Raw genomic sequence first — 23,704 nt, 5'->3', positions numbered from 1 at the left:
ACGAGCCCAGGATATTTTGAGCTTTACTTGCCCGTCTTGACCTTGGTCCAGCTACGGGTCATCAAACGTTGCACTTTCGGGGGTAGCTCGAAGTTGACAAAAGTCCGGTCGAGAACCGCCTGCGGTGGGTAAACCGCTTCGTCGGTGCGTATCGATTGCTCCATCAGTTTGTCCGCCCCTGGGTTAGGGTTGGCGTAACCGACGTAATCACTGACCTGAGCGATCACCTCAGGTTTCAGCAAATAGTTGATGAAGGCGAGGGCCTCTTTGACGTTGGTGGCATCCTTGGGGATGGCCAGAACGTCGAACCACAGGTTGCCGCCTTCTTTCGGAATCACGTAGGCGATGTTCACGCCTTTGCCCGCCTCGGCTGCACGAGCCTTGGCCTGGAACACATCACCGGAGAAACCCGCCGCCACGCAGATGTTGCCGTTGGCCAGGTCCGAGATGTACTTGGAAGAATGGAAGTAGGTCACGTAAGGACGCACTTTCAGGAGTTTCTCTTCAGCCTTCTTATAGTCTTCAGGGTTGGTGCTGTTGGGGTTCAAGCCCATGTAGTTGAGCACCGCCGGCAGCATTTCATCCGCCGAGTCCATGAACGACACGCCGCAGCTCGCCAGCTTCTTCATGTTTTCCGGCTCGAACAGCACGGCCCAGGAGTCGATCTTGTCGACGCCCAGCACTTCTTTGACTTTATCTACGTTGTAACCAATACCGTTGGTGCCCCACAGATACGGCACGGCGTACTGGTTGCCCGGGTCGTTCTTTTCCAGACGCTTGAGCAGCGCCGGGTCGAGGTTGGCGTAGTTGGTCAGTTGCGACTTGTCGATTTTCTGGAACGCCCCGGCCTTGATCTGCTTGCCAAGGAAGTGGTTCGACGGCACTACCACGTCATACCCGGTACGCCCGGCAAGTAACTTGCCTTCCAGGGTTTCGTTGGAGTCAAACACGTCATAGACTGGCTTGATGCCGGTGGCCTTTTCAAAGTTGGCCAGGGTGTCCGGGCCGATGTAGTCCGACCAGTTATAAATATGCACAGTCGGGGCGGCCTGCACGCTGACAGCCAGCGTGATACCTGCACCCACCAGCAAGGCTTTGCGAAATAAAGAAATTGGCAAGTGGAGGTCCTCTTAAATAGTTGGGCCCGAAGTTGTTGCCCGGCAACAAAACCGGCGCGCAACTTACCCTCGATAAACCGATCCGGCAAAACTTTCTGTCATTTAATTGTTTCGCTAACCACCGCGCGCATCGCGGCAGTTAGCAAAACAGGTATCAAAGCGGCTTTACTTGCCCGATTTGATTTTGGTCCAGCTGCGGGTCATTTCCCGCTGAGTAGCAGCCGGCAAGTCAGCAATGGCATACAGCTTGGCTTGCACGTCCGCTGGCGGATAAATGCCTGGGTCGCTGGTGATGTCTTTGTCGACCAATGCGGTGGCCTTCTCGTTACCGTTCGGGAAACGCACGCTGTTGGTAATGCTCGCCATGACTTCCGGCTTGAGCAGGTAGTTCATGAACTTGTAGGCGGCGTCGACGTTCTCGGCATCTTTAGGGATAGCGACCATGTCATAGAAGCTGCCGGCACCTTCTTTCGGAATGTCGTAGGCAACCTTGACCTTGCCACCGGCTTCAGCCGCGCGGGACTTGGCCTGTTGCACGTCACCCGAATAACCCACGGCTACGCAGATGTTGCCGTTGGCCAGGTCGGAGATGTACTTGGACGAGTGGAAGTAACCGATCGAAGGACGCAGTTTGAGGAACAGCGCCTCGGCTTGCTTGAGGTCTTCTTTCTTCTGGGTGTCGGTCGGCAGGCCCAGGTAATGCAGTGCCACTGGCAGCATTTCGGTTGGCGAATCGAGGAAGCTCACACCGCAGCCTTTGAGCTTGGCGAGGTTTTCCGGCTTGAGAATGACGTCCCACGAGTCGATCTTGTCGATGCCCAGTGCGGCCTTGACCTTCTCCGGGTTGTAGCCGATGCCGATGGAGCCCCACATGTACGGGAAGGCGTGCTTGTTGTCCGGGTCGCTGACGGACACGGCTTTAAGCAGGGATTTGTTCAAGTTGTCGTAGTTCGGCAGCTTGGACTTGTCCAGTTCCTGGTAAACACCGGCCTTGATCTGCTTGGCGAGGAAGTTGTTCGACGGCACGACGATGTCATAGCCGGACTTGCCTGCCAGCAACTTGGCTTCCAGGGTTTCGTTGGAGTCGAACACGTCATAGACCACCTTGATCCCGGACTCTTTTTCAAAGTTCGCGATGGTGTCCGGTGCGATGTAGTCGGACCAGTTATAAACGTGCAGCACTTTATCGTCGGCGTGCGCCGCGCCTGCCATGGCCCCCATCAGGGACAAGGCCAGGAGGGTCTTGCCAGCGTTCTTCAAACCTAATGCCTTCATTCGGTCATGCTCCAATTTTTTCTTTTTTGGGCCACGTTCGTTCTTTAAGTACAACGTGTTTCGCAGCCCGTCTAAGGGGCAACAAAACAGGGCGACAGTCTGGCAAGTTCCGAGGCCGGCTTTCAACCAAAGCGCTCTTTTTATAAATGCCTTTTCTAACATCCCAGAAGCAGCGCCCAATCGGCGCTGCGCTCTGAGCCTAGCACTTAGCCCTGCAAAGCCGCCAAAGTCAGGTCCAGGCAGTGCCGCGCCTTGGTCACCAACTCGTCTATCTCGGCCTTGCTGATCACCAGCGGCGGCGAAATGATCATGGTGTCGCCCACGGCGCGCATGATCAGGCCATTCTCGAAGCAGAACGTGCGGCAGATCATGCCAACACCACGGCCTTCGTAACGCTTGCGCGTTGCCTTGTCCTGAACCAGCTCGATTGCACCGAGCATGCCCACACCGCGAACTTCACCCACCAGCGGGTGATCCGCCAGTTCCCTCAAACGCTTTTGCAAATAGGGTGCCGTTTCGTCGTGCACACGCTTAACAATTTGTTCATCGCGCATGATGCGGATGTTTTCCAGGGCTACCGCCGCTGCAACCGGGTGACCGGAATAGGTGAAGCCGTGGTTGAAATCGCCGCCTTCGTTTAGCACGGCGACCACTTCGTCGCGCACGATCAGGCCGCCCATCGGGATGTAGCCGGAGGTCAGGCCCTTGGCGATGGTCATCATGTCGGGCTTGAGGTCGTAGAAATCGCTACCGAAACACTCACCGGTACGGCCAAAGCCGCAGATCACTTCATCGGCGACGAACAGGATGTCGTACTTGGCGAGGATTTCCTTGATGCGCGGCCAGTAGCTGGCAGGCGGCACGATCACGCCACCGGCACCCTGGATCGGCTCGGCAATAAAGGCACCGACGTTGTCCACGCCCAGTTCCAGAATCTTCTCTTCCAACTGGTTGGCTGCCCACACGCCGAATTCTTCCGGGCTCATGTCGCCGCCTTCGCCGAACCAGTAAGGCTGGGCGATGTGGACGATGCCCGGGATCGGCAAGTCGCCCTGCTCATGCATATAAGTCATGCCGCCCAGGCTGGCGCCGGCCACGGTGGAGCCGTGGTAGCCATTCTTGCGGCTGATGATGGTTTTCTTGTTCGGCTGGCCTTTGATCGCCCAGTAGTGGCGGACCATACGCAGCATGGTGTCGTTGCCTTCGGAGCCGGAACCGGTGAAGAACACGTGGTTCATGCCTTGCGGGGCGATATCGGAGATGGCTTTGGCCAGTTCCAGCACCGGCGGGTGGGCGGTCTGGAAGAACAGGTTGTAGTACGGCAGCTCTTTCATCTGCTTGGCGGCGGCGTCAGCGAGTTCATCGCGACCGTAACCGATCGCCACGCACCACAGGCCGGCCATGCCGTCGAGGATCTTGTTGCCTTCGCTGTCCCACAGGTAAACGCCGTGGGCTTTGGTGATGATCCGTGGGCCTTTCTCTTTCAATTGCTTGAAGTCGCTGAACGGCGCCAGGTGGTGATCGCTGCTCAAGGCTTGCCATTCACGGGTTTGCGGGTTGTTGCTGGACATACCAATCTCCTAGATGTTTCAGGTGAGGACGCGCCGTTTGAAGGGCGCGCCCGGCGCATCAGACGGCGAAGAGCAGGAATTCCCGCTCCCACGAACTGATGACGCGCTTGAAGTTTTCATGCTCGGCCCGCTTGACCGCGACGTAGCCTGTGATGAATTTGTGACCCAGGTATTTCTCGATGGTCTTGCTGTTTTCCATGCGCTCCAGGGCGTCTTCGATGGTCAGCGGCAGGCGCAGGTTGCGGCGCTCGTAACCACGACCCACCACTGGCGCGCTTGGGCTGATGCCTTCGACCATGCCGATGTAGCCACACAGCAAGCTGGCGGCAATCGCCAGGTACGGGTTGGCGTCGGCACCCGGCAGGCGGTTTTCCACCCGACGGTTTTGTGGACCGGCGTCCGGTACGCGCAGGCCTACGGTGCGGTTTTCTTCGCCCCACTCCACGTTGACCGGCGCCGAGGTGTCGGGCAGGAAGCGGCGGAACGAGTTGACGTTCGGTGCGAACAGCGGCAACAGCTCAGGGATGAATTTCTGCAGGCCACCGATGTGGTGCAGGAACAGCTCGCTCTTGGTCCCGTCTTCATTGGAGAACACGTTCTTGCCAGTGGCGATGTCGATGATGCTCTGGTGCAGGTGCATTGCGCTGCCGGGCTCGCCGGTCATGGGCTTGGCCATAAAGGTGGCCGCCACGTTGTGCTTGAGCGCCGCTTCACGCATGGTCCGCTTGAACACCAGGATCTGGTCGGCCAGGGACAGGGCGTCGCCGTGACGGAAGTTGATTTCCATCTGCGCCGTGCCGTCCTCGTGGATCAGCGTGTCGAGGTCCAGCTCCTGCAGCTCGCACCAGTCGTAGACGTCTTCGAACAACGGATCGAATTCGTTGGCTGCTTCTATAGAGAAGGACTGGCGGCCGGTTTCCGGGCGACCGGAACGGCCAATCGGCGGTTGCAGCGGGAAGTCCGGGTCTTCGCAGCGCTTGGTCAGGTAGAACTCCATCTCCGGCGCCACGATGGGCTGCCAGCCTTTATCGGCGTAGAGCTTGAGGACTTTCTTGAGCACGTTGCGCGGCGACAGTTCGATCGGGTTGCCTTGCTTGTCGTAGGTGTCGTGGATCACCTGGGCCGTAGGCTCGATGGCCCAGGGCACGAGGTACACCGCGTTCTCGTCCGGGCGGCAGATCATGTCGATGTCGGCCGGGTCGAGCAATTCGTAATAGATGTCGTCTTCGACATAGTCGCCGGTCACGGTCTGCAACAGAACGCTTTCGGGCAGGCGCATGCCTTTTTCGGCGATGAACTTGTTGGTCGGCGAGATCTTGCCCCGGGTGATGCCGGTGAGGTCGCCAATCATGCATTCGACTTCTGTGATCTTGTGGTCTTTCAACCAATCGGTGAGCTGGTCGAGGTTGTTACTCATAAATGCCTCTGGGCTGTGTTTCCTGACATCCATTAAAGGTCAGGCGTAAGTTGACGCAGCATCCGCGTCGCGTTGCATCACCCGCTTTCGACAAGCATTGCCAAATGCCTGGAAGATTGCGAGGTAGTGCGGGTTAGAGCTTACCTGCCATTCGGGGTGCCATTGCACTCCTAAAGCAAAAGCCTTGCCCGCGGGAACCGAAAAGCCTTCGATCAGGCCGTCCGGCGCGGTGGCCTCGACCTGAAAACCCGGCGCAAGGCGATCGATGCCCTGTGAATGAATCGAGTTGACCTGGATCGTCGGCGGCAAGCCCAGGCTTGCCAATACCCCATTCGGGGAGATGGCCACTGCGTGCGCCGGGCCATACTGGATATCCAGCGGCTGGGTGTCGTCTTCGCGGTGATCCATCATGCCCGGCACTTCGTGAACCTTCTGGTGCAGGCTGCCGCCAAACGCCACGTTCATTTCCTGGAAGCCACGGCAAATCCCCAGCACCGGAACGCCTGCCGCAATCGCGGCACGCAGCAGCGGTAGCGTGGTTTGGTCCCGTGCAGAATCATGAGCAGTCCCGGGCGCGCTGGCCGGACCGTAGTAGTGATAGGGTTCGATATTGGAAGGTGAGCCGGTGAAAAGAATGCCGTCCAGGCCGTCAAGAATATTGGCCGGGTCGAGCACGTCCGCCAGGGACGGAATAATCAACGGCAAGCCCTTGGCAGCGGTGGCCACTGCACGGACGTATTTGTCGCCACTGATGTGATAAGCATGCAGACCGACCTGTTTGGAGCAGGCGGTGACGCCGATTAACGGCAGGCGAGACATGAAGCACCCCGGTATTATTGCTGTTATGGGTTTGAATCGAGCTTAGCCTTGTTCATTTTTTTACACAACACCCCCGTAAAAAATACAACACGGCCCGCTCAAACGTGCTGGTTCCAAGAGCACCAATCCCAAAAAACCGCCCCAAAAAGCCCCAAAAAAGCCCTCAAGGCGCTTTTTTAGGGCAAAAAAGGCCTCGCTTGACTTCGGCATGCCGTTCGGGTTGACTGAAACCCGAAGAGATCAATGATTGATATTTTTAACAACAAAGGTGTTGCATCATGTCGGTACCCCCGCGTGCCGTTCAGCTTAACGAAGCGAACGCGTTCCTTAAGGATCATCCTGAGGTTCTGTACGTAGACCTTCTAATTGCGGATATGAATGGTGTGGTGCGCGGCAAGCGCATCGAACGCACCAGCCTCCACAAGGTTTACGAGAAGGGCATTAACCTGCCTGCCTCTCTATTTGCCCTGGATATCAATGGCTCAACGGTGGAAAGCACCGGCCTGGGTCTGGACATCGGTGATGCTGACCGAATCTGTTATCCAATCCCCGACACCCTGTGCAATGAGCCCTGGCAAAAGCGCCCAACCGCGCAATTGCTGATGACCATGCACGAACTCGAAGGTGAACCTTTCTTCGCCGATCCTCGCGAAGTACTCCGCCAAGTTGTAAGCAAATTTGACGACCTCGGTCTGACCATCTGCGCCGCATTCGAGCTGGAGTTCTACCTGATTGACCAGGAGAACGTGAATGGCCGGCCACAACCGCCCCGCTCGCCGATCTCCGGCAAACGCCCGCACTCGACACAGGTCTACCTGATCGACGACCTCGACGAATACGTCGACTGCCTCCAGGACATTCTGGAAGGTGCAAAAGAGCAAGGCATCCCTGCCGACGCCATCGTCAAGGAAAGTGCCCCGGCGCAGTTCGAAGTGAACCTGCACCACGTTGCCGACCCTATAAAGGCCTGCGACTACGCGGTACTGCTCAAGCGCTTGATCAAGAACATCGCCTACGACCATGAGATGGACACCACCTTCATGGCCAAGCCTTACCCGGGCCAGGCAGGCAACGGCCTACACGTGCACATTTCGATCCTGGACAAGGACGGCAAGAACATCTTTGCCAGCGAGGATCCCGAGCAGAACGCCGCATTGCGTCACGCGATCGGCGGTGTGCTGGAGACCCTACCCGCCCAAATGGCGTTCCTGTGCCCTAACGTCAACTCCTACCGTCGTTTCGGCGCACAGTTCTACGTGCCGAACTCGCCGTGCTGGGGCCTGGATAACCGCACCGTAGCGATTCGCGTACCGACCGGATCGTCCGACGCCGTACGTATCGAACACCGTGTGGCCGGCGCCGACGCCAACCCTTACCTGCTGATGGCTTCGGTCCTGGCGGGCGTGCATCACGGCCTGACCAACAAGATCGAGCCTGGCGCACCCGTGGAAGGCAACAGCTACGAGCAGAACGAACAGAGTCTGCCGAACAACCTGCGTGATGCCCTGCGCGAGTTGGACGACAGCGAGGTGATGGCCAAGTACATCGATCCTAAATACATCGATATCTTTGTCGCCTGTAAGGAAAGTGAGCTGGAAGAGTTCGAACACTCCATCTCCGACCTTGAGTACAACTGGTACCTGCATACCGTGTAAGCGGTTGCTTGATTGAAGGAACGCCGCAGGCTTTTGGCTTGCGGCGTTTTTTTATGCCTGTTTGTAGGAGCGAGCTTGCTCGCGAAAAACCTGAGGTCGCCGCGTTGATTCAGGATGCCCGCGTCATCGTTTACGACCATCGCGAGCAAGCTCGCTCCTACATGGTATGGATCACAGGCTGTCTCTCGTACAATGCCCGCTGCCCTGTAGGAGACTTCAATGAATCGCCCTGCCACCCCTCGCAAACCCCGCGCCCGCAGCCAGGCCCGGATCGACGCGATCCTCGACGCCGCCCGCACCTTGCTGGCCGCCGAAGGCGTGGCCAGCCTGTCGATCTACAGCGTGGCCGAGCGGGCGCAGATTCCACCGTCATCGGTGTACCACTTCTTCGCCAGCGTGCCTGCCTTGCTGGAGGCGCTGACCGCTGACGTCCATGCAGCCTTCCGCGCGGCCATTCAGGCGCCAATCGATCACGACTCACTCAAGCATTGGCGCGATCTGTCCTGCGTGGTGGAGCAGCGCATGCTCATCATCTACAGCAACGACGCCGCCGCCCGGCAATTGATCCTGGCCCAGCACGGGCTGACCGAAGTGACACAGGCCGACCGCCAGCACGATTTGGAGCTGGGAAACCTGATGCATGAAGTGTTCAACCGGCACTTCGAGGTGCCGAGCCTGCCCGCCGATGTCGACGTGTTTGCCCTGGCCCTGGAACTGAGCGACCGCGTCTACGCGCGCTCGGTGCATCAGCACGGGCAAATCACCCCGCGCATGGCCGAGGAAGGCATGCGGGTGTTTGACGCGTATGTGGGGCTTTATCTGCCGGCGTTCTTGCCCAAGCGGGTGGCTGCGCTCTGATTTTTTGTTGCCTGTCCGGGCCTCTTCGCGAGCAAGCCCGCTCCCACATTTGACCGAGTTTTAACTTTGGAATGCGGTCGAATGTGGGAGCGGGCTTGCTCGCGAAAGCTATCTCAAGAACGACAAAAACCCCGACAAGCTTTCACCTTCGGGGTTTTGGGCGAACCATCGATCACAGCTTGGCGATCGATACCTCGGTGGATTTGACGAAGGCAATCACTTCGCTGCCAATCACCAGCTCGAGCTCTTTCACCGAGCGCGTGGTGATCACCGAAGTGACGATGCCGGATGCGGTCTGCACGTCGATTTCCGACAGCACGTCGCCTTCGACGATTTCCTTGATGGTGCCTTTGAACTGGTTACGCACGTTGATGGCTTTAATAGTCATGGTCGTTCTTCCTGTGTAAGACAAGTGAATTATTGAGCCCAACGCAACTGCGTAGGCAGCGGTGAAACAGGTTCGGGTTCCGGCGGGGTGCCGGGCAGCGACAACACACGGTTAAGCACTTCGGTTTCCAGCGCCGCCAGGCGGTGGGAGCCACGCACCCGCGGGCGTGGGAGTTCCACGTGCAGGTCGAGGCCGATTTCGCCGTCTTCGATCAGGATCACCCGGTCGGCAATGGCCACGGCTTCGCTGACGTCGTGGGTCACCAGCAATACGGTGAAGCCGTGTTTCTGCCAGAGGTTCTCGATCAGTTGCTGCATCTCGATCCGGGTCAGGGCATCCAGGGCCCCCAGCGGTTCGTCCAGCAGCAACAGGCGTGGCTGGTGGATCAAGGCGCGGGCCAGGGCCACGCGTTGCTTCTGGCCACCGGACAACGCCGCCGGCCACTCATTGGCACGCTCGGCCAGGCCGACCGCTTCCAGCGCTTCCAACGCCTGCGGACGCCAGTTGCCCTTGAGGCCCAGGCCCACGTTGTCGATGATCTTTTTCCACGGCAGCAGGCGCGCTTCCTGGAACATCAAGCGCGTGTCTTCAATCGCCTCGCTCAGCGGTGCGGAGCCGGCGAGCAATTCGCCGCCGCTGGCTTTGTCCAGGCCGGCCAGCAAGCGCAGCAAGGTACTTTTGCCGCAGCCACTGCGGCCCACGACCGCAACAAATTGACCGGCTGGAATGTGCAGGTCGATTGCCTTCAGCACTTCCCGCGCGCCGAAAGCCTTGCGCAACTTGCGCACTGCCAGGGGAATGCCCCGCAGCAGGCGTGGAGGTTGTTGAGCAGTCATGCCGCACCTCCTTTATTCACTTGATAAGCCGGGTGCCAGCGCAGCCAGACACGTTCCAGGCCACGCGCCGCCAGGTCTGCCAGCTTGCCGAGTACCGCGTACAGCACGATCGCCAGTACCACTACGTCGGTTTGCAGGAATTCCCGGGCGTTCATCGCCAGGTAGCCGATGCCGGAACTGGCGGAGATGGTTTCCGCGACGATCAACGTCAGCCACATAAAGCCCAACGCGAAGCGCACGCCCACCAGAATCGAAGGCAAGGCGCCCGGCAAAATCACCTGGCGAAACAGACTGAAGCCGGACAGGCCATAACTGCGGGCCATTTCCACCAGCGCCGGGTCGACGTTGCGGATGCCGTGGTAAGTGTTGAGGTAGATCGGGAACAGCGTGCCGAGGGCGACCAGGAATATCTTCGCGGTCTCGTCAATCCCGAACCACAGGATCACCAGTGGGATCAGCGCCAGATGCGGCACGTTGCGGATCATCTGCACCGAGCTGTCCAGCAGGCGCTCACCCCAGGTCGACAGGCCGGTGATAAAGCCCAGGGCCAGGCCGATGCTGCCGCCGATCACAAAACCCAGGCCCGCGCGCCAGCCGCTGATGGCCAGGTGCGTCCAGATTTCGCCGCTGCGCACCAGGCTGACGCCCGCTTCGATCACCGCGCTGGGTGCCGGCAGAATCCGCGTCGACAACCAACCTGCCGAAACGGACAACTGCCATACCGCCAGCAACAGAATCGGCAGCGCCCAGGGCGCCAATCGATGACTTAACTTTTCAAGATTCATGGCGGCGCCTCAGCTCTGGGACGCAGCTTTGGGGAGAATGTCGTTGGCGACCATTTCGCCGAACGGGCTGACGTAGCCGGCGCCCTTCGGCAGCTCGGGACGCTCGATGTCCAGGTGCGGGAACAGCAGCTCAGCCACGCGATACGACTCTTCGAGGTGTGGATAACCGGAGAAGATAAAGGTGTCGATGCCCAGGTCAGCGTATTCCTTCACCCGTGCAGCTACGGTCGGGCCATCACCTACCAAGGCAGTGCCGGCACCGCCGCGCACCAGACCTACACCAGCCCACAGGTTCGGGCTGACTTCCAGGTTGTCGCGGCTACCGCCGTGCAAGGCAGCCATACGCTGCTGGCCTACGGAATCGAAGCGCGACAATGAGGCCTGGGCGCGGGCGATGGTTTCATCGTCCACGTGGGAGATCAGTTTGTCGGCGGCCTGCCAGGCTTCGGCGTTGGTTTCACGTACGATCACATGCAGGCGAATGCCGAAGCGCAGGGTACGCCCGAGCTTGGCGGCCTTGGCGCGAACCTGTGCAATCTTTTCCGCCACCGCGGCCGGCGGCTCGCCCCAGGTCAGGACCATTTCCACTTGTTCAGCTGCCAGGTCCTGCGCCGCTTCGGAGGAACCCCCGAAATACAGCGGCGGACGCGGTTGCTGGATCGGCGGATAGAGCAACTTCGCGCCTTTGACGCTGATGTGCTGGCCATCGTAATCGACGGTTTCGCCCTCAAGCACGCGGCGCCAGATGCGGGTGAATTCCACCGACGCCTGATACCGCTCTTCATGGCTCAGGAACAACCCGTCGCCGGCCAATTCTTCCGGGTCACCGCCGGTCACCAGGTTGAACAACGCACGGCCGCCGGACAGACGATCCAGAGTTGCCGCCTGACGCGCAGCCACCGTCGGGGAAATGATCCCGGGGCGCAGCGCGACAAGGAATTTCAAACGTTGGGTCACCGGGATCAGCGACGCCGCCACCAACCACGAATCCTCGCAGGAACGGCCGGTAGGGATCAGCACTCCGCCGAAGCCAAGGCGGTCTGCCGCCTGGGCCACTTGCTGCAGGTAACCGTGATCAACGGCGCGAGCGCCTTCGGCGGTGCCAAGGTAATGGCCGTCGCCGTGGGTAGGCAGGAACCAGAAAATATTGAGGCTCATGGAGTTGTCTCCTGAAGAAGTCGGATTACGGCGCTTTGGCAACGGCGGCGGGTGGCGTCCAGATCACGTCCTTGATGTTCAAGGGTTTGGGGATCAATTTGAGTTGGTAGAAGCTGTCGGCGATCTTCTGCTGCGCGGCGACCACTTCCGGGGTCAGGAACAGCGCGCCGTAGCCCTGGCGCTTCACCGAAGTCAGGGTGATGTCGGCCGGCAAGCCCAGCAGCGGTGCAACTTGTTCGGTGACTTGTTCCGGATTGGCCTTGGACCATTCGCCCACGGCGCGCACTTCCTCCACCAATGCCTTGATCACATCAGGGTGTTTTTCGGCGTAAGGCTTGGTGGCCAGGTAGAACTGATGGTTGTCAGCGATGCCGGTGCCGTCACGCAGGGTGCGCGCTTGCAGTTGTTTTTCGGCGGCTGCCTGGTACGGGTCCCAGATCACCCAGGCATCGACGCTGCCACGCTCGAACGCGGCGCGGGCATCGGCGGGCGGCAGGAATACGGTCTGCACGTCGGTGTATTTCAGGCCGGCATCTTCCAGGGCACGCACCAGCAGGTAGTGCACGTTGGAGCCCTTATTGAGGACGACTTTCTTGCCTTTGAGGTCTTGCACCGATTTGATCGGCGAGTCTTTCGGTACCAGGATCGCTTCGCTGGTCGGCGCTGGTGGTTCGTAGGCGACGTAGAGCAGATCGGCACCGGCAGCCTGGGCGAACACTGGCGGGGTTTCACCCGTCACTCCGAAGTCGATGGAGCCGACGTTCAGTCCTTCCAGCAGTTGCGGGCCGCCGGGGAACTCCGTCCATTGCACTTGCACGCCCTGCTCGGCCAGGCGCTTTTCCAGCGAGCCCTTGGCCTTGAGCAGCACCAGGGTGCCGTATTTCTGATAACCGATCCGCAGGGTTTCGGCGGCTTGGGCTTGAACAATGGCGCCGAACGACACAGCCGCAGCAAACAGTGCGACCAGTCCACGACGCAAGATGACAGTGCGCATGGCGCTCTCTCCAACTATACGATGAGGGGGTTGGCTGCACCTGCTTGGCCGTTGACGGCTGAGTAAGGTGAGTAGTACTTGTCGAATTCAGGTAAAGCTCGGTAAGGCTTAAATGCTCCAGCGAGCACTCAACAGACGTTCATTCAACACATTGGGATCAAGGGGTTTCGGGCGGCGGGCCATGGCGCTGTAGAACTGCTCCAGGGCCTCGCTCAAACGTTGTTCCAGCACCGGCACCAACTGCGCCTGGGCACTGCCTTCGCCGTAAGCGATCTGGCTGTCTTCGGCGAAAATCCCGTGAAGCAATTCCTGGGCTTTCAGGGCCGACAGCACTGGCTTCAGCGCGTAGTCCACCGCGAGCATGTGGGCGATGCTGCCGCCGGTGGCCATCGGCAATACCACTTTGTGGGCCAGGGCGCGTTCGGGCAGCAGGTCAAGGATGGTTTTCAGCGCACCGGAAAACGAAGCCTTGTACACCGGCGTGGCAATCACCAGGCCATCGGCATTTGCCACTTGCTGCAGCAGGTCGATGATTTTCGGGCTGTCGAACCGCGCGTGCAGCAAGTCTTCGGCCGGGAAGTCCCGTATCTGATAACTCACCACTTCCACGCCTTGTTGCTGCAACCAGTTTCGGGAGTGATCCAGCAAGATCCCGGACCGGGAACGTTGGCTGGGGCTACCACCAAGTGTTACGACCAGCATGTAGGCAATTCCTTTGGAAAGTGTCGGCGGTTCGCTTTGTGGCGATGGCGCCAAGATGGGACAGACCATATCAGCCAATTTATATATCTATAAATCTTATTTTTTCATTTGTTTATTCTTTAAATGCATATACCGCTGACTAAATTCCAGGCGTAAAAAAAGGCCGTCGAAACGGCCTTAAAACCCCTGCTTTGTGAGACTTGAATTGCGATCAAGTGTGGGAGCGGGCTTGCTCGCGAAAGCGGTGTGTCATTCAAAGAGGCGTCAACTGACAGTGCCCATTCGCGAGCAAGCCCGCTCCCACATTTGGTTCTGTGTCAGCGATTCGGTTGAGGGGTGAGCCGCAGGTACGGCTTCACCGCCCGGTAACCCTTCGGAAAGCGCTTCTTGATCTCTTCTTCGTCCTTGAGCGACGGCACGATCACCACCTCGTCACCGTCCTGCCAGTTGGCCGGGGTGGCGACTTTGTGGCTGTCGGTCAGTTGCAGCGAGTCAATCACCCGCAGGATTTCGTGGAAGTTGCGCCCGGTACTGGCTGGGTAGGTGATGGTCAGGCGAATCTTTTTGTTCGGATCGATCACGAACAGCGAACGCACGGTGAGGGTGTCACTGGCATTCGGGTGGATCAGGTCATACAGGTCGGAGACCTTGCGGTCTGCGTCGGCCAGGATCGGGAAGTTGACGATGGTGTTCTGGGTTTCGTTGATGTCTTCGATCCACTTGTGGTGGGAATCCACCGGGTCCACCGACAGGGCAATGGCCTTGACGCCGCGCTTGGCGAATTCATCCTTGAGCTTGGCGGTAAAACCCAGCTCTGTGGTGCACACCGGGGTGAAGTCCGCCGGATGGGAAAACAGCACGCCCCAGCTATCGCCCAGCCACTCGTGGAAACGAATCTTGCCGGCGCTGGAATCCTGTTCAAAGTCGGGGGCGATGTCGCCCAGTCTGAGGCTCATGGTGTGGCTCCTGATGAGTGCTTATGGAGCCCACTGTGCCTGCGTTGTGGATTATTTAAAAAGAATAAATATCGATTTATCTAGACGATAAAAGAATATTAAAAATCTGTTCATTGGACTTGGCGACAGGCGAGGATCAACATCCATTTCAAGGTTCGAGAAGGCCTTGAGACGCTGTACAAAGAGGGGTTCAGGACGGGCTTGCGGGGGTTGAGCCCGACTTGAAAAGTAAAGCACCTTGCCCGGCATTGCGCCGGGCAAGGTTTTACGCTCTTACTTGAACGCGTAGCTATAGCTGACGATCAGGCGGTTTTCGTCCTGGTCGCGAGTGCTGGCCAGGTCGGTACGCCACATGGCGTTCTTCCAGGCGACGCCCAGGTTTTTCAGCGGACCTTCTGGAATAACGTAGGCCAGCGTCAAGTCACGCTCCCACTCGGTCTTTTCACCGACGGCAGTGTCGATGTTGCTGCCACGCAGGTAGATCACACCGGCTGTCAGGCCAGGTACGCCAACCTTGGCGAAGTCATACGCGTAGCGGGCTTGCCAGGTACGCTCGCCAGCACGGGCGAACTTCTGGATTTGCATGTCGGTAGTGGTGCTGTTCGACGAGCCGTCACCTTGGTTCAACCAAGGGAAGTCGCTGTCGCCCTTGGTGTACTGGTAACCAGCACCAAAGGTGTGACCAGCAACCGAGTACAACGCCAGGTAGCTGTACAGGTCGTTGTCGACTTTACCTTTGGTAGTCGTGTTGCCGTAGAAACCGGTGGTGTAGTAACCGGCAGTGTCACCGTTGGCACCGTTGTCGCGGCTGCGGTAGTAACGCAGGTCACTTTTCAGAGTGCCTGGACCGATCGCCCAGTTGTGGACCAAGCCCAGGAAGTTCTGAGCATAAAAGTCCTTCAACTCGCCGTAGTAGTACGAAGCGGTCAGGTCTTTGGTGATTTTGTAGTCAGCACCGGCGTAGTAGAACTTGTTGACGAAGTTACCTGCGTCATAGTTCGAGCTGCCGTTGGCGCCTGCCAGCGACAAACCTTCGTTGTTGCTGGAGTTACGACCTTTGGAGTGCTCGATCTGACCGGCAGTCAGGGTCAGGTCCTTGATCTCGTTCGAAGAGATCTCGCCGCCCTGGAAGGTTTGTGGCAGCAGACGACCGTCGTTGGTCTTGATGACCGGGTTGTTCGGCTGCAGGGTACCGATCTTCAGCACGGTCTGGGAGATCTTGACCTTACCGGTCACGCCCAAGCTGGCGAAATCGTTGACCGCCTTGTTGCCATCACTTGGGAACACGGTGCCGCCGGAAGCAGTACCGGTGTAGTTACCGTGATTTTCACGGCTTGAGTCCAGACGTACGCCGTACAGGCCGATGGCATCAAGACCGAAGCCTACAGTGCCCTGGGTAAAGCCGGAGATGAAGCGCAGGTCGAAGCCTTGGCCCCATTCAGCGTTTTTGCTGCGGGTGTTGGACGTTCTCGAAGGAACGCCATCACGGTTGTCGGTATTGATATAAAAGTTGCGCAGGCCAAGAGTGACCTTGCTGTCGTCGATAAAACCTGCGGCGCCTGCTTGTTGAGCGATTGCCCCCAAAGCTACGGCCAACGCCAATGTTGACTTCTTCATGTACCGCTCCTCTCATTTCTAATTTTTGTATTTCTTAGGTCTCGGGTCTGACGCCCTTGATCCACAGATGCGCGATTAGCGCCGGATAGTGACTGACAAGTCAATCGTAACCTTGTGTGTCTACTACTTTCGTCTAACCGCAGTTGATTTGGTCCCTGCAGGGTAATGAGTTTTTCATACACCCAAAAAGAATTGTTTCATTCTTTTTAATACGATTCAGGAATAAGGCTTTCCATGGGGCAGTCAAGCCGTTGAGGCAGTACCGCTCCATAAGGTTGTTCCTGAAGAGTATGTCTCTACGTTTTTTTAGATCGTTTTGTGTTGACCAAATGGGGTCATACGTCACTCACGATCAAAAACGCGACGCCATCATGGCCAAACGCACATCATTCCGTCAATTTGTTACAGTTTTTGTATCGATGAAACTTTTCTGCCGTCCCGCTAATGCACCTCACCGTACCTGGCGATAATGTCACTTTGATGTCAGTTGTGTGGATAATTCTGCAAACCCGGCGAGTGGCATCATTGCACCCGGCCCGGATGCAAGACTCGCCAAAGTGACAGGCGAGAGGATTGCCCCCTCGCCGCTTCAGGCTTACAACGCCTTTTCGAAAATCTTCGAATTACGCTGATAGTTGTACAACGACGCCCGCGCCGACGGCAGGCGGTCGACCGTACTCGGTACAAAACCACGCTCGCGAAACCAGTGGGCCGTACGGGTGGTCAGCACGAACAACGTCTTCAAACCCTGGGCACGGGCACGGGTCTCGATACGCTCCAGCAGTTCATCACCGCGACCGCCATGGCGGTACTCCGGGTTCACGGCCAGGCACGCCAGCTCGCCTGCGTCTGAGTCGGCGATCTGATACAGCGCCGCACAGGCGATGATCATGCCTTCACGTTCCACCACGCTGAACTGCTCGATTTCCCGCTCCAGCACTTCCCGGGAACGGCGCACCAGAATCCCCTGCTCTTCGAGCGGGCTGATCAGGTCCAGCAGACCGCCAACATCTTCAATCGCCGCTTCGCGCACCAGCTCGAACTGTTCCTGGGCCACCAGCGTACCGCCGCCGTCCCGGGTGAACAGCTCGGTCAGCAAGGCGCCATCTTCGGCATAACTGACAATATGGCTGCGGCCTACGCCGCCACGGCACGCCTCGGCTGCCGCGTCCAACAGTTCGGCCTGGTAGTTGTTGCCCAGGCGTTGCAAGTGCGCGGGCACCTGTTGCGGCCGCAGCTCACGCACCAGCCGGCCGTGTTCGTCAATCAGGCCAAGGTCGGCGCCGAACAGCAGCAGCTTGTCTGCGCCAAGGTCGATGGCGGCGCGGGTGGCGACGTCTTCGCAGGCGAGGTTGAAGATTTCACCGGTGGGCGAGTAACCCAACGGCGACAGCAGCACGATGGAACGCTCGTCCAGCAGGCGGTTGATACCCTTGCGGTCGACGCGGCGCACTTCGCCGGTGTGGTGATAGTCGACGCCTTCAAGCACACCGATCGGGCGCGCGGTCACCAGGTTGCCGCTGGCCACCCGCAGGCGCGAGCCTTGCATCGGCGAGGAGGCCATGTCCATGGACAGCCGCGCTTCGATGGCGATACGCAGATGGCCGACGGCGTCGATCACACACTCAAGCGTCGCGGCATCGGTGATGCGCAAGCCTTCGTGGTAAGCCGGGGTCAGGCCGCGGGCGGCGAGGCGGGTTTCGATTTGCGGACGCGAACCGTGGACCAGCACCAGACGCACGCCCAGGCTGTGGAGCAGCACCAGGTCGTGGACGATATTGCCGAAGTTCGGATGTTCCACACCATCGCCCGGCAGCATGACCACAAAGGTGCAGTCGCGGTGGGCATTGATGTAAGGCGAAGCGTGACGAAGCCAATTGACGTATTCGGGCATAAACCTGGGCCTGTAATAAAAAGCAGCCAAAAAGGGATGAATCATGAAAACGCACAGCGGGCTGTTGGTTATCGTCGGAACAGGCTTGGCGACACGCTCGCTCTCCTTCTATGTACGGATGGGCAGGGGTTAATTTATGCAGGTGTCAGGCAGTAATGTTGAATCAGTTCCCGCAATAGACGCACTGTAGGCGTCAAGCGTGACATTTCAAGGTACTCGCCGGGCTGGTGGGCGCAGGCGATATCGCCAGGGCCGAGCACCAGGGTCTCGCAACCAAGGCGCTGAAGATAAGGCGCTTCGGTGCCGAACGCTACTGCTTCGGCGCGATGACCGGTAAGTCGTTCAGCCACCCGCACCAACTCGGCATCCTCGGCCTGCTCGAACGGCGGTACTTCGGGGAACAACGGCGCGTAGTCGATCTTCACCTTATGCCGCTCGGCCAGGGGTTCAAGCTTCTGCCGGATGGCCGCGCGCAGCACTTGGGGATCCATGCCGGGCAAGGGCCGCAGGTCGAATTCCAGGGAGCATTGGCCGCAAATGCGGTTGGGGTTATCGCCGCCGTGAATGCAGCCGAAGTTCATGGTCGGTTGCGGCACACTGAACTGCGGGTTGCGGTATTCGCGCTGCCAGGCCAGGCGCAGGCCACGCAGCTCGCCGATGGCGTCGTGCATGGCTTCGAGCGCGCTGTGGCCCAGGCTTGGATCCGACGAATGGCCGCTGCGCCCAAGAATATCGATGCGCTCCATCATCACGCCTTTGTGCAGGCGGATGGGTTTGAGGCCAGTCGGCTCGCCGATCACCGCCGCGCGACCTAAAGGACGGCCCGCCTCGGCCAGCGCACGGGCGCCGGCCATGGAGCTTTCTTCATCGCAGGTGGCAAGGATCAGCAGCGGTTGCTTGAAGGGTTGGTCCAGCAACGGCTGGACGGCTTCGATCACCAGGGCGAAAAAACCTTTCATGTCACAGCTGCCCAGTCCTACCCAGCGGCCGTCGACTTCCGTCAGCTTCAGCGGATCGGTCTGCCATAGCGCGCCGTCGTACGGCACGGTGTCGCTGTGCCCCGCCAACACCAGGCCGCCGGGGCCCGTGCCGAAACTGGCCAGCAGATTGAATTTGCCGGGGCTGACCTGCTGGATATCGCAGGCAAAGCCCAAGTCCCCCAGCCAGGTGGCGAGCAAATCGATCACCGGGCGGTTGGATTGGTCGAGAGAAGCCTGGGTACAACTGACCGAAGGCGCGGCAATCAGCGCGGCGAATTGTTCTTTCATGGACGGTAAAGGCATGCGCGGTCTCTCAACTTCCCGGATGAACCCCATCATAGAGCCATCTGCACGACACAATAAACCGTTGCGGCGCGTTGCCGGGCTCAGTCCTGTACACTGCACGGCCTTGGCAGCCACTCATTTCCCCGGCTGCGCTCCCGATCCTGGATTTTCCGGCCATGCAGAAAGAAACCGAAATCAAGCTCCGCGTCAGCCGCGAAACCCTCGCCGCGCTGCGTGAGCACCCGTTACTGAAAAAACGCAACAAAAGTGGCTGGGAACGCCGTGAGTTGATGAACCAGTACTTCGACACCCCGGAACGCGACCTGGCCCAGGCCAAAGTGGCCCTGCGCCTGCGCAAAGACGGCGACGAAGTGATCCAGACCCTCAAGACCCGTGGCCAGAGCGTTGCCGGCTTGTCGGAACGCAATGAGTACAACTGGGACCTGGCCAAAGCCAAGCTCGACGTGAAGAAGCTCGACGGCGAATGCTGGCCAGAGCAACTGGCCGAGCTGGACAAAAAGACCCTCAAGCCGATCTTCACCACCGATTTCGTCCGCGAACGCGCCGAAATTGCCTGGGGCCGCGGCAAGGCCAAGGTGGTGATCGAAGCCGCCCTGGACCTCGGCCACGTGGTCGCCGGCAAGCAGAAAGAAGAAATCTGCGAACTGGAACTGGAACTGCGCGAAGGCGACCCGGCCGCCCTGCTGGAGCTGGCCGCTGAACTGGCCGCAACCCTGGCCCTGATGCCGTGCGATATCAGCAAGGCTGAGCGTGGCTATCGCCTGTTCGACGCCAACAGCTATTCCCTGAGCTTGCCAACGCCGGTGCTGCACGCTGAAATGCCGCTGGACGACGCGTTTGCCGCCGTCATGTGGCACCTGTTGGGCAGCAGCCAGCGCCTGGCCGAGCAATACCGTTTCAATGGCCACTGGCGTCTGCTGCAAGACTGGGTAGAAAACCTCGGCGAACTGCGTGCCCTGCTCGGCAGCCTCGGCCAGGCCGCGCCACGCCAATCCACCAGCGAACTGCGCGCCGCACTGGACGCCTTGCTGGAAGACTGGCGCCCGCTGGTCCAGGCGGGTGACGACGATGAAGACATCCGCAAGGCCGCGCCAGAACAGTTCGCTGAAGAACTGGAAGACGTGCGCTGGGGCCTCTTCTCGCTGACCACTTCCCGCTGGCTGCTGGCCCGTACCTGGGCAGCGGAGCGCAACGTGCGTGGCAATCGCCAGGGCGCTGCACAGCTCGCCAATTGGCTGCCGCGCCTGCTGGCCGACGACGCCGTCGCCCTGCAACTGCCGCGCTACCAGCAACAGCCGGAAGACCTGGCCGAGCAACTGCCGCGTATCGAACGCATCCTGGCCTGGCTGCACCATGCACGCCAAGTGCTGGATATCGCCGAGCTGGACCGTTTGTATGGCGAGCTGAACAAGCTGGCGCACCTGGCCAACCAGCCGATTACCGATGAGTCGCTGGATGCGCGGATGCATCAAGCAATCGCGGTGTATCAGAATCGCGCCTGGAAGACCCTGCTGCGCCTGTAAACCCCTTGTGGCGAGGGAGCTTGCTCCCGCTGGGCTGCGTAGCAGCCCCTAATCCTGGGATCACGCTCCCTCGCCACTAAAATCAGGCCATGACAACTATCAGCGCAACACCGGCAAACTCGTGGTGGACTTGATCTCCGACAAGGCCACTATCGAGTTGACCTCCTGAATCCCCGGCACCATCGAGAGTTTTTCGAAGAAAAACCGCTCATACGCTTCAATGTCCGACGTGACGATACGCAGTAAAAAGTCCACCGCCCCCATCAGCACATAACATTCCAACACTTCCGGAAAACCGCGAATCGCCTCGGTGAATTCAGTGAAGTTGGAACGTCCGTGGGCGTTGAGTTTCACCTCGGCAAAGATCTGCGTGTTGAGGCCGATTTTTTTGCGGTCCAGCAGGGTGACCTGGCCGCGGATCACACCCTCCTCTTTCAGCCGCTGAATCCTGCGCCAGCACGGCGACTGCGACAGGCCGACCTGCTCGGCAATCTGCGCGCTGGAGAGCGAAGCGTCTTCCTGCAACAGCGCCAGGATGCGCCGGTCGTACACGTCCAACTCACTGTGCATAGAAATACCCATTAATCGTACTTTACGGAATTGAATGATTCTCTTATAAGCCAATACGGGCTTTTTTAGATAAGAAATCTCCTGCGCCGCATGTAAAAATTTCTCCAGTCGAATCCGGAGAATCATCATGCACGTCGTCGAATCCGCCAGCCCCGCCCCACGCGTCGATGCCTGGGCCGTCAGCAATGCTCACTGCCAGGCGCACTATCAAATCCTCGCCGAGGCTGAACCCGATGTGTTGTGCAGGGTGCTCAACTATTTTGCCCTGCAGTTCCTGGTTCCTCGCCAGGTGAACGTGCAGCGCGAAGACGACCTGTTGGCGATCGATATCGTGATGGACGGCCTGAGCTGGCATCGGGCCCAAGTGATCGGCGAAAAACTTCGTAACCTGATCAGTGTGTGCTCGCTGGAACTGCAACCGGCTGATACTGCGCGGCCTCTGGCGGTAAAGGCAGCCGGTCAGTAAAAGCCTGCAATAAACCCCGGAAGCCGAAGCGCAACGGGTGACTAGCCTGAGGTCTACGCCTAACCGTTGCCCAGGAACGTCATCATGTCCGTTGCGCCAAACACCCAGGATCGCTGGCTGGAAATCCATCAGTTGTTGCCTGCCCTGATCGACCAGGGCCTGGTGCCTGCCAACCTGATCGTTCCGGCGAACAGCGAGCTGCATCCCCTGGAATGCATTGCCAGCCATGGGCCGTCCCTGGAAATGCTGACCGAATGGCTCGCCCGTCACTGTGGGCAGGCTTACCTGCGTATCGACCCGTTGAAAATCGATGTCGCCGCAGTGGTGCCGCTGATGTCGTACGCCTTTGCCCAGCGGCACAGGATCCTCGCGGTGGCGGTCGATGGCGGCAGCGTTACAGTCGCCAGCGCCCAGCCCTACGTGACCAGCTGGGAATCTGGCCTGGCCCAAGTGTTGAAACGCTCCATCAAGCGCGTGGTGGCCAACCCTGAGGACATTCAACGCTGCACCGTGGAGTTTTATCGGCTGGCGAAATCGGTCAACGGCGCTATTGATCAAAAAACGTCCAGCGCTCCCAACATCGAGCAACTCCTCAACATTGGCGCCAGCGACCAGGAACCCGACGCCAATGACGCGCACATCGTCAATATCGTCGACTGGCTGTTGCAGTACGCCTTCGGCCAACGGGCCAGTGATATCCATATCGAACCCGGTCGCGACCAGGGCCGCGTGCGTTTTCGCATTGATGGGCTGCTGCACGACGTCTATCAATTCCCGTCCCAAGTGACGATGGCAGTGGTCAGCCGCCTGAAAAGTCTCGGGCGGATGAACGTGGCGGAAAAACGCAAACCCCAGGACGGCCGGGTGAAGACCAAAAGCCCGGCGGGCGGTGAAGTGGAACTGCGCCTGTCGACCTTGCCCACGGCCTTCGGCGAAAAGCTGGTGATGCGAATTTTCGATCCTCAGGTGCTGCACAAGGATTTCCAGCAACTGGGGCTCTCCGACGACGACCTGCAACGCTGGCAATCCATGACCGTCCAGGCCAACGGCATCATCCTGGTCACCGGGCCCACCGGTTCGGGCAAGACCAGCACCCTCTACACCACGCTCAAGCAACTGGCCACCCGCGAGGTCAACCTGTGCACCGTCGAAGACCCGATCGAGATGGTCGAGCCGGCCTTCAACCAGATGCAGGTCCAACCCAACATCGACCTGACCTTCGCCAGCGGCATCCGTGCCCTGATGCGCCAGGATCCGGACATCATCATGATCGGCGAGATTCGCGACCTGGAAACCGCAGAAATGGCGATCCAGGCCGCCCTGACCGGGCACCTGGTGCTGTCGACGCTGCACACCAACGATGCACCCGGCGCCATCAGTCGCTTGCTGGAACTGGGCATTCCTCATTACCTGATCAATGCGACATTGCTGGGAGTGATGGCCCAGCGTCTGGTGCGTCTGTTGTGCCCGCACTGCAAGCAGCCTGCCGGGCAGGTCTATCAGGCCGTGGGTTGTGGGGAATGTCGGGAAAGTGGTTATCGAGGACGGGCCGGGATCTACGAGATCATGCTGATGAACGACCGCCTCAAGGCTCTTATCACCCCGGGCACCGACCTCCAGGCCTTGCGCCGCGCGGCCCTTGACCAAGGCATGTGCAGCTTGCGGTCTGCTGGTACGCGCAAGGTAATGGCAGGGCTGACGACGATGGAAGAGGTGCTGCGAGTGACGCCTGGGGATTCAGAAACAAATCCTTTGATTGATGGGCCGGTAAACCGTTCTTATCCGTGACAACACCGTTACAATCGGAAAAACCTCG

General features: G+C 59.2%; 21 protein-coding genes and 1 pseudogene. 5 read left to right on the top strand and 17 right to left on the bottom strand.

Annotated features, from left to right (window positions below; all coding sequences use genetic code 11):
• Positions 1 to 23: 23 nt before the first annotated feature.
• The 5 genes from SNL23_RS29125 to SNL23_RS29105 all read right to left on the bottom strand — a co-directional run bounded on the left by SNL23_RS29125 (position 24) and on the right by SNL23_RS29105 (position 6,200).
• Positions 24 to 1,118, bottom strand: coding sequence for a polyamine ABC transporter substrate-binding protein (locus SNL23_RS29125; RefSeq protein ID WP_063026413.1), 1,095 nt, complete (start codon positions 1,116 to 1,118; stop codon positions 24 to 26).
• A 165-nt stretch (positions 1,119 to 1,283) separates the two neighbouring features.
• Positions 1,284 to 2,378: a polyamine ABC transporter substrate-binding protein gene (locus SNL23_RS29120; RefSeq protein ID WP_318304491.1), complete on the bottom strand. Its 1,095-nt coding sequence runs from the start codon at positions 2,376 to 2,378 to the stop codon at positions 1,284 to 1,286.
• A gap of 221 nt (positions 2,379 to 2,599) precedes the next feature.
• Positions 2,600 to 3,964 carry an aspartate aminotransferase family protein gene (locus SNL23_RS29115; RefSeq protein ID WP_318304447.1) on the bottom strand — a complete coding sequence of 455 codons (1,365 nt, stop codon included), beginning with the start codon at positions 3,962 to 3,964 and terminating at the stop codon, positions 2,600 to 2,602.
• A 58-nt stretch (positions 3,965 to 4,022) separates the two neighbouring features.
• On the bottom strand, positions 4,023 to 5,381 hold the full coding sequence (locus SNL23_RS29110; RefSeq protein WP_010167850.1) for a glutamine synthetase family protein: 1,359 nt from the start codon (positions 5,379 to 5,381) through the stop codon (positions 4,023 to 4,025).
• A gap of 39 nt (positions 5,382 to 5,420) precedes the next feature.
• Complete coding sequence (locus tag SNL23_RS29105; RefSeq protein ID WP_318304445.1) at positions 5,421 to 6,200, bottom strand: gamma-glutamyl-gamma-aminobutyrate hydrolase family protein; 780 nt, start codon at positions 6,198 to 6,200, stop codon at positions 5,421 to 5,423.
• A gap of 278 nt (positions 6,201 to 6,478) precedes the next feature.
• On the opposite strand from SNL23_RS29105, the gene SNL23_RS29100 reads away from it, so the two are divergent.
• Entirely contained in the window at positions 6,479 to 7,855 is a 1,377-nt protein-coding gene (locus SNL23_RS29100; RefSeq protein WP_003213894.1) for a glutamine synthetase family protein, read from the top strand.
• A gap of 62 nt (positions 7,856 to 7,917) precedes the next feature.
• On the opposite strand, the pseudogene SNL23_RS29095 reads toward SNL23_RS29100, so the two are convergent.
• Positions 7,918 to 7,995: pseudogene (locus tag SNL23_RS29095) on the bottom strand (outer membrane lipoprotein carrier protein LolA); the annotation flags it as partial.
• A gap of 79 nt (positions 7,996 to 8,074) precedes the next feature.
• On the opposite strand from SNL23_RS29095, the gene SNL23_RS29090 reads away from it, so the two are divergent.
• Positions 8,075 to 8,713 carry a TetR/AcrR family transcriptional regulator gene (locus tag SNL23_RS29090; RefSeq protein WP_076013057.1) on the top strand — a complete coding sequence of 213 codons (639 nt, stop codon included), beginning with the start codon at positions 8,075 to 8,077 and terminating at the stop codon, positions 8,711 to 8,713.
• A 172-nt stretch (positions 8,714 to 8,885) separates the two neighbouring features.
• On the opposite strand, the gene SNL23_RS29085 is transcribed toward SNL23_RS29090, so the two are convergent.
• From SNL23_RS29085 to argE, 10 genes are all read right to left on the bottom strand, one after another.
• On the bottom strand, positions 8,886 to 9,101 hold the full coding sequence (locus SNL23_RS29085; protein ID WP_003213899.1) for a TOBE domain-containing protein: 216 nt from the start codon (positions 9,099 to 9,101) through the stop codon (positions 8,886 to 8,888).
• Between the two features lie 29 nt (positions 9,102 to 9,130).
• The gene (ssuB, locus tag SNL23_RS29080) at positions 9,131 to 9,937 is read right to left on the bottom strand and encodes an aliphatic sulfonates ABC transporter ATP-binding protein (RefSeq protein ID WP_076013058.1); all 807 of its coding nucleotides are present in this window, start codon (positions 9,935 to 9,937) and stop codon (positions 9,131 to 9,133) included.
• The gene (ssuC, locus tag SNL23_RS29075; protein WP_076013059.1) at positions 9,934 to 10,722 is read right to left on the bottom strand and encodes an aliphatic sulfonate ABC transporter permease SsuC; all 789 of its coding nucleotides are present in this window, start codon (positions 10,720 to 10,722) and stop codon (positions 9,934 to 9,936) included. The genes ssuB and ssuC overlap by 4 nt, the downstream gene beginning before the upstream one ends.
• 9 nt (positions 10,723 to 10,731) lie before the next feature.
• Positions 10,732 to 11,880, bottom strand: coding sequence for an FMNH2-dependent alkanesulfonate monooxygenase (gene ssuD / locus SNL23_RS29070; protein WP_076013060.1), 1,149 nt, complete (start codon positions 11,878 to 11,880; stop codon positions 10,732 to 10,734).
• Positions 11,881 to 11,905: 25 nt separating this feature from the next.
• Positions 11,906 to 12,874: a sulfonate ABC transporter substrate-binding protein gene (locus SNL23_RS29065; protein WP_076013061.1), complete on the bottom strand. Its 969-nt coding sequence runs from the start codon at positions 12,872 to 12,874 to the stop codon at positions 11,906 to 11,908.
• Positions 12,875 to 12,982: 108 nt separating this feature from the next.
• Positions 12,983 to 13,576 carry an NADPH-dependent FMN reductase gene (gene ssuE, locus SNL23_RS29060; RefSeq protein ID WP_076013062.1) on the bottom strand — a complete coding sequence of 198 codons (594 nt, stop codon included), beginning with the start codon at positions 13,574 to 13,576 and terminating at the stop codon, positions 12,983 to 12,985.
• Positions 13,577 to 13,893: 317 nt separating this feature from the next.
• Complete coding sequence (locus SNL23_RS29055; RefSeq protein WP_010167863.1) at positions 13,894 to 14,532, bottom strand: peroxiredoxin; 639 nt, start codon at positions 14,530 to 14,532, stop codon at positions 13,894 to 13,896.
• Between the two features lie 273 nt (positions 14,533 to 14,805).
• Positions 14,806 to 16,149, bottom strand: a complete 1,344-nt coding sequence (locus tag SNL23_RS29050; protein ID WP_076013064.1) for an OprD family porin — start codon at positions 16,147 to 16,149, stop codon at positions 14,806 to 14,808.
• Positions 16,150 to 16,744: 595 nt separating this feature from the next.
• A complete protein-coding gene (gene argA, locus SNL23_RS29045; protein WP_003213914.1) occupies positions 16,745 to 18,043 on the bottom strand; it encodes an amino-acid N-acetyltransferase in 1,299 nt (432 codons plus the stop codon).
• A gap of 134 nt (positions 18,044 to 18,177) precedes the next feature.
• A complete protein-coding gene (gene argE, locus SNL23_RS29040) occupies positions 18,178 to 19,326 on the bottom strand; it encodes an acetylornithine deacetylase (RefSeq protein ID WP_076013065.1) in 1,149 nt (382 codons plus the stop codon).
• Between the two features lie 158 nt (positions 19,327 to 19,484).
• Here argE and SNL23_RS29035 point away from each other — a divergent pair, with 158 nt between their 5' ends.
• On the top strand, positions 19,485 to 20,852 hold the full coding sequence (locus SNL23_RS29035) for a CYTH domain-containing protein (protein WP_167664051.1): 1,368 nt from the start codon (positions 19,485 to 19,487) through the stop codon (positions 20,850 to 20,852).
• Positions 20,853 to 20,951: 99 nt separating this feature from the next.
• On the opposite strand, the gene SNL23_RS29030 is transcribed toward SNL23_RS29035, so the two are convergent.
• The gene (locus SNL23_RS29030) at positions 20,952 to 21,422 is read right to left on the bottom strand and encodes an Lrp/AsnC family transcriptional regulator (protein WP_010167872.1); all 471 of its coding nucleotides are present in this window, start codon (positions 21,420 to 21,422) and stop codon (positions 20,952 to 20,954) included.
• A 127-nt stretch (positions 21,423 to 21,549) separates the two neighbouring features.
• Between SNL23_RS29030 and SNL23_RS29025 the strand changes: the two genes are divergently transcribed.
• Together SNL23_RS29025 and SNL23_RS29020 are read left to right on the top strand one after the other, a co-directional pair.
• Positions 21,550 to 21,888, top strand: coding sequence for a hypothetical protein (locus SNL23_RS29025; RefSeq protein ID WP_076013067.1), 339 nt, complete (start codon positions 21,550 to 21,552; stop codon positions 21,886 to 21,888).
• 84 nt (positions 21,889 to 21,972) lie between these two features.
• A complete protein-coding gene (locus SNL23_RS29020) occupies positions 21,973 to 23,676 on the top strand; it encodes a GspE/PulE family protein (RefSeq protein ID WP_167664050.1) in 1,704 nt (567 codons plus the stop codon).
• The last annotated feature ends 28 nt before the right edge of the window (positions 23,677 to 23,704 follow it).

The sequence above is a fragment of the Pseudomonas sp. SED1 genome, from assembly GCF_034044025.1.
GTDB lineage: Bacteria > Pseudomonadota > Gammaproteobacteria > Pseudomonadales > Pseudomonadaceae > Aquipseudomonas.
The sequence above is the reverse complement of the archived record's forward strand: the minus strand, read 5'-3'. Positions and strand labels throughout refer to the sequence as shown.

Bases quoted from the DNA above. Each gene is read 5' to 3' on its own strand.
- SNL23_RS29110 (WP_010167850.1), bottom strand. From the start codon at position 5,381: ATGAGTAACAACCTCGACCAGCTCACCGATTGGTTGAAAGACCACAAG.
- SNL23_RS29085 (WP_003213899.1), bottom strand. From the start codon at position 9,101: ATGACTATTAAAGCCATCAACGTGCGTAACCAGTTCAAAGGCACCATC.
- argE (WP_076013065.1), bottom strand. From the start codon at position 19,326: ATGCCTTTACCGTCCATGAAAGAACAATTCGCCGCGCTGATTGCCGCG.
- SNL23_RS29090 (WP_076013057.1), top strand. From the start codon at position 8,075: ATGAATCGCCCTGCCACCCCTCGCAAACCCCGCGCCCGCAGCCAGGCC.
- SNL23_RS29055 (WP_010167863.1), bottom strand. From the start codon at position 14,532: ATGAGCCTCAGACTGGGCGACATCGCCCCCGACTTTGAACAGGATTCC.
- argA (WP_003213914.1), bottom strand. From the start codon at position 18,043: ATGCCCGAATACGTCAATTGGCTTCGTCACGCTTCGCCTTACATCAAT.
- ssuD (WP_076013060.1), bottom strand. From the start codon at position 11,880: ATGAGCCTCAATATTTTCTGGTTCCTGCCTACCCACGGCGACGGCCAT.
- SNL23_RS29050 (WP_076013064.1), bottom strand. From the start codon at position 16,149: ATGAAGAAGTCAACATTGGCGTTGGCCGTAGCTTTGGGGGCAATCGCT.
- ssuC (WP_076013059.1), bottom strand. From the start codon at position 10,722: ATGAATCTTGAAAAGTTAAGTCATCGATTGGCGCCCTGGGCGCTGCCG.
- SNL23_RS29030 (WP_010167872.1), bottom strand. From the start codon at position 21,422: ATGCACAGTGAGTTGGACGTGTACGACCGGCGCATCCTGGCGCTGTTG.
- SNL23_RS29020 (WP_167664050.1), top strand. From the start codon at position 21,973: ATGTCCGTTGCGCCAAACACCCAGGATCGCTGGCTGGAAATCCATCAG.
- SNL23_RS29035 (WP_167664051.1), top strand. From the start codon at position 19,485: ATGCAGAAAGAAACCGAAATCAAGCTCCGCGTCAGCCGCGAAACCCTC.
- SNL23_RS29115 (WP_318304447.1), bottom strand. From the start codon at position 3,964: ATGTCCAGCAACAACCCGCAAACCCGTGAATGGCAAGCCTTGAGCAGC.
- SNL23_RS29065 (WP_076013061.1), bottom strand. From the start codon at position 12,874: ATGCGCACTGTCATCTTGCGTCGTGGACTGGTCGCACTGTTTGCTGCG.
- SNL23_RS29025 (WP_076013067.1), top strand. From the start codon at position 21,550: ATGCACGTCGTCGAATCCGCCAGCCCCGCCCCACGCGTCGATGCCTGG.
- ssuB (WP_076013058.1), bottom strand. From the start codon at position 9,937: ATGACTGCTCAACAACCTCCACGCCTGCTGCGGGGCATTCCCCTGGCA.
- SNL23_RS29105 (WP_318304445.1), bottom strand. From the start codon at position 6,200: ATGTCTCGCCTGCCGTTAATCGGCGTCACCGCCTGCTCCAAACAGGTC.
- SNL23_RS29100 (WP_003213894.1), top strand. From the start codon at position 6,479: ATGTCGGTACCCCCGCGTGCCGTTCAGCTTAACGAAGCGAACGCGTTC.
- ssuE (WP_076013062.1), bottom strand. From the start codon at position 13,576: ATGCTGGTCGTAACACTTGGTGGTAGCCCCAGCCAACGTTCCCGGTCC.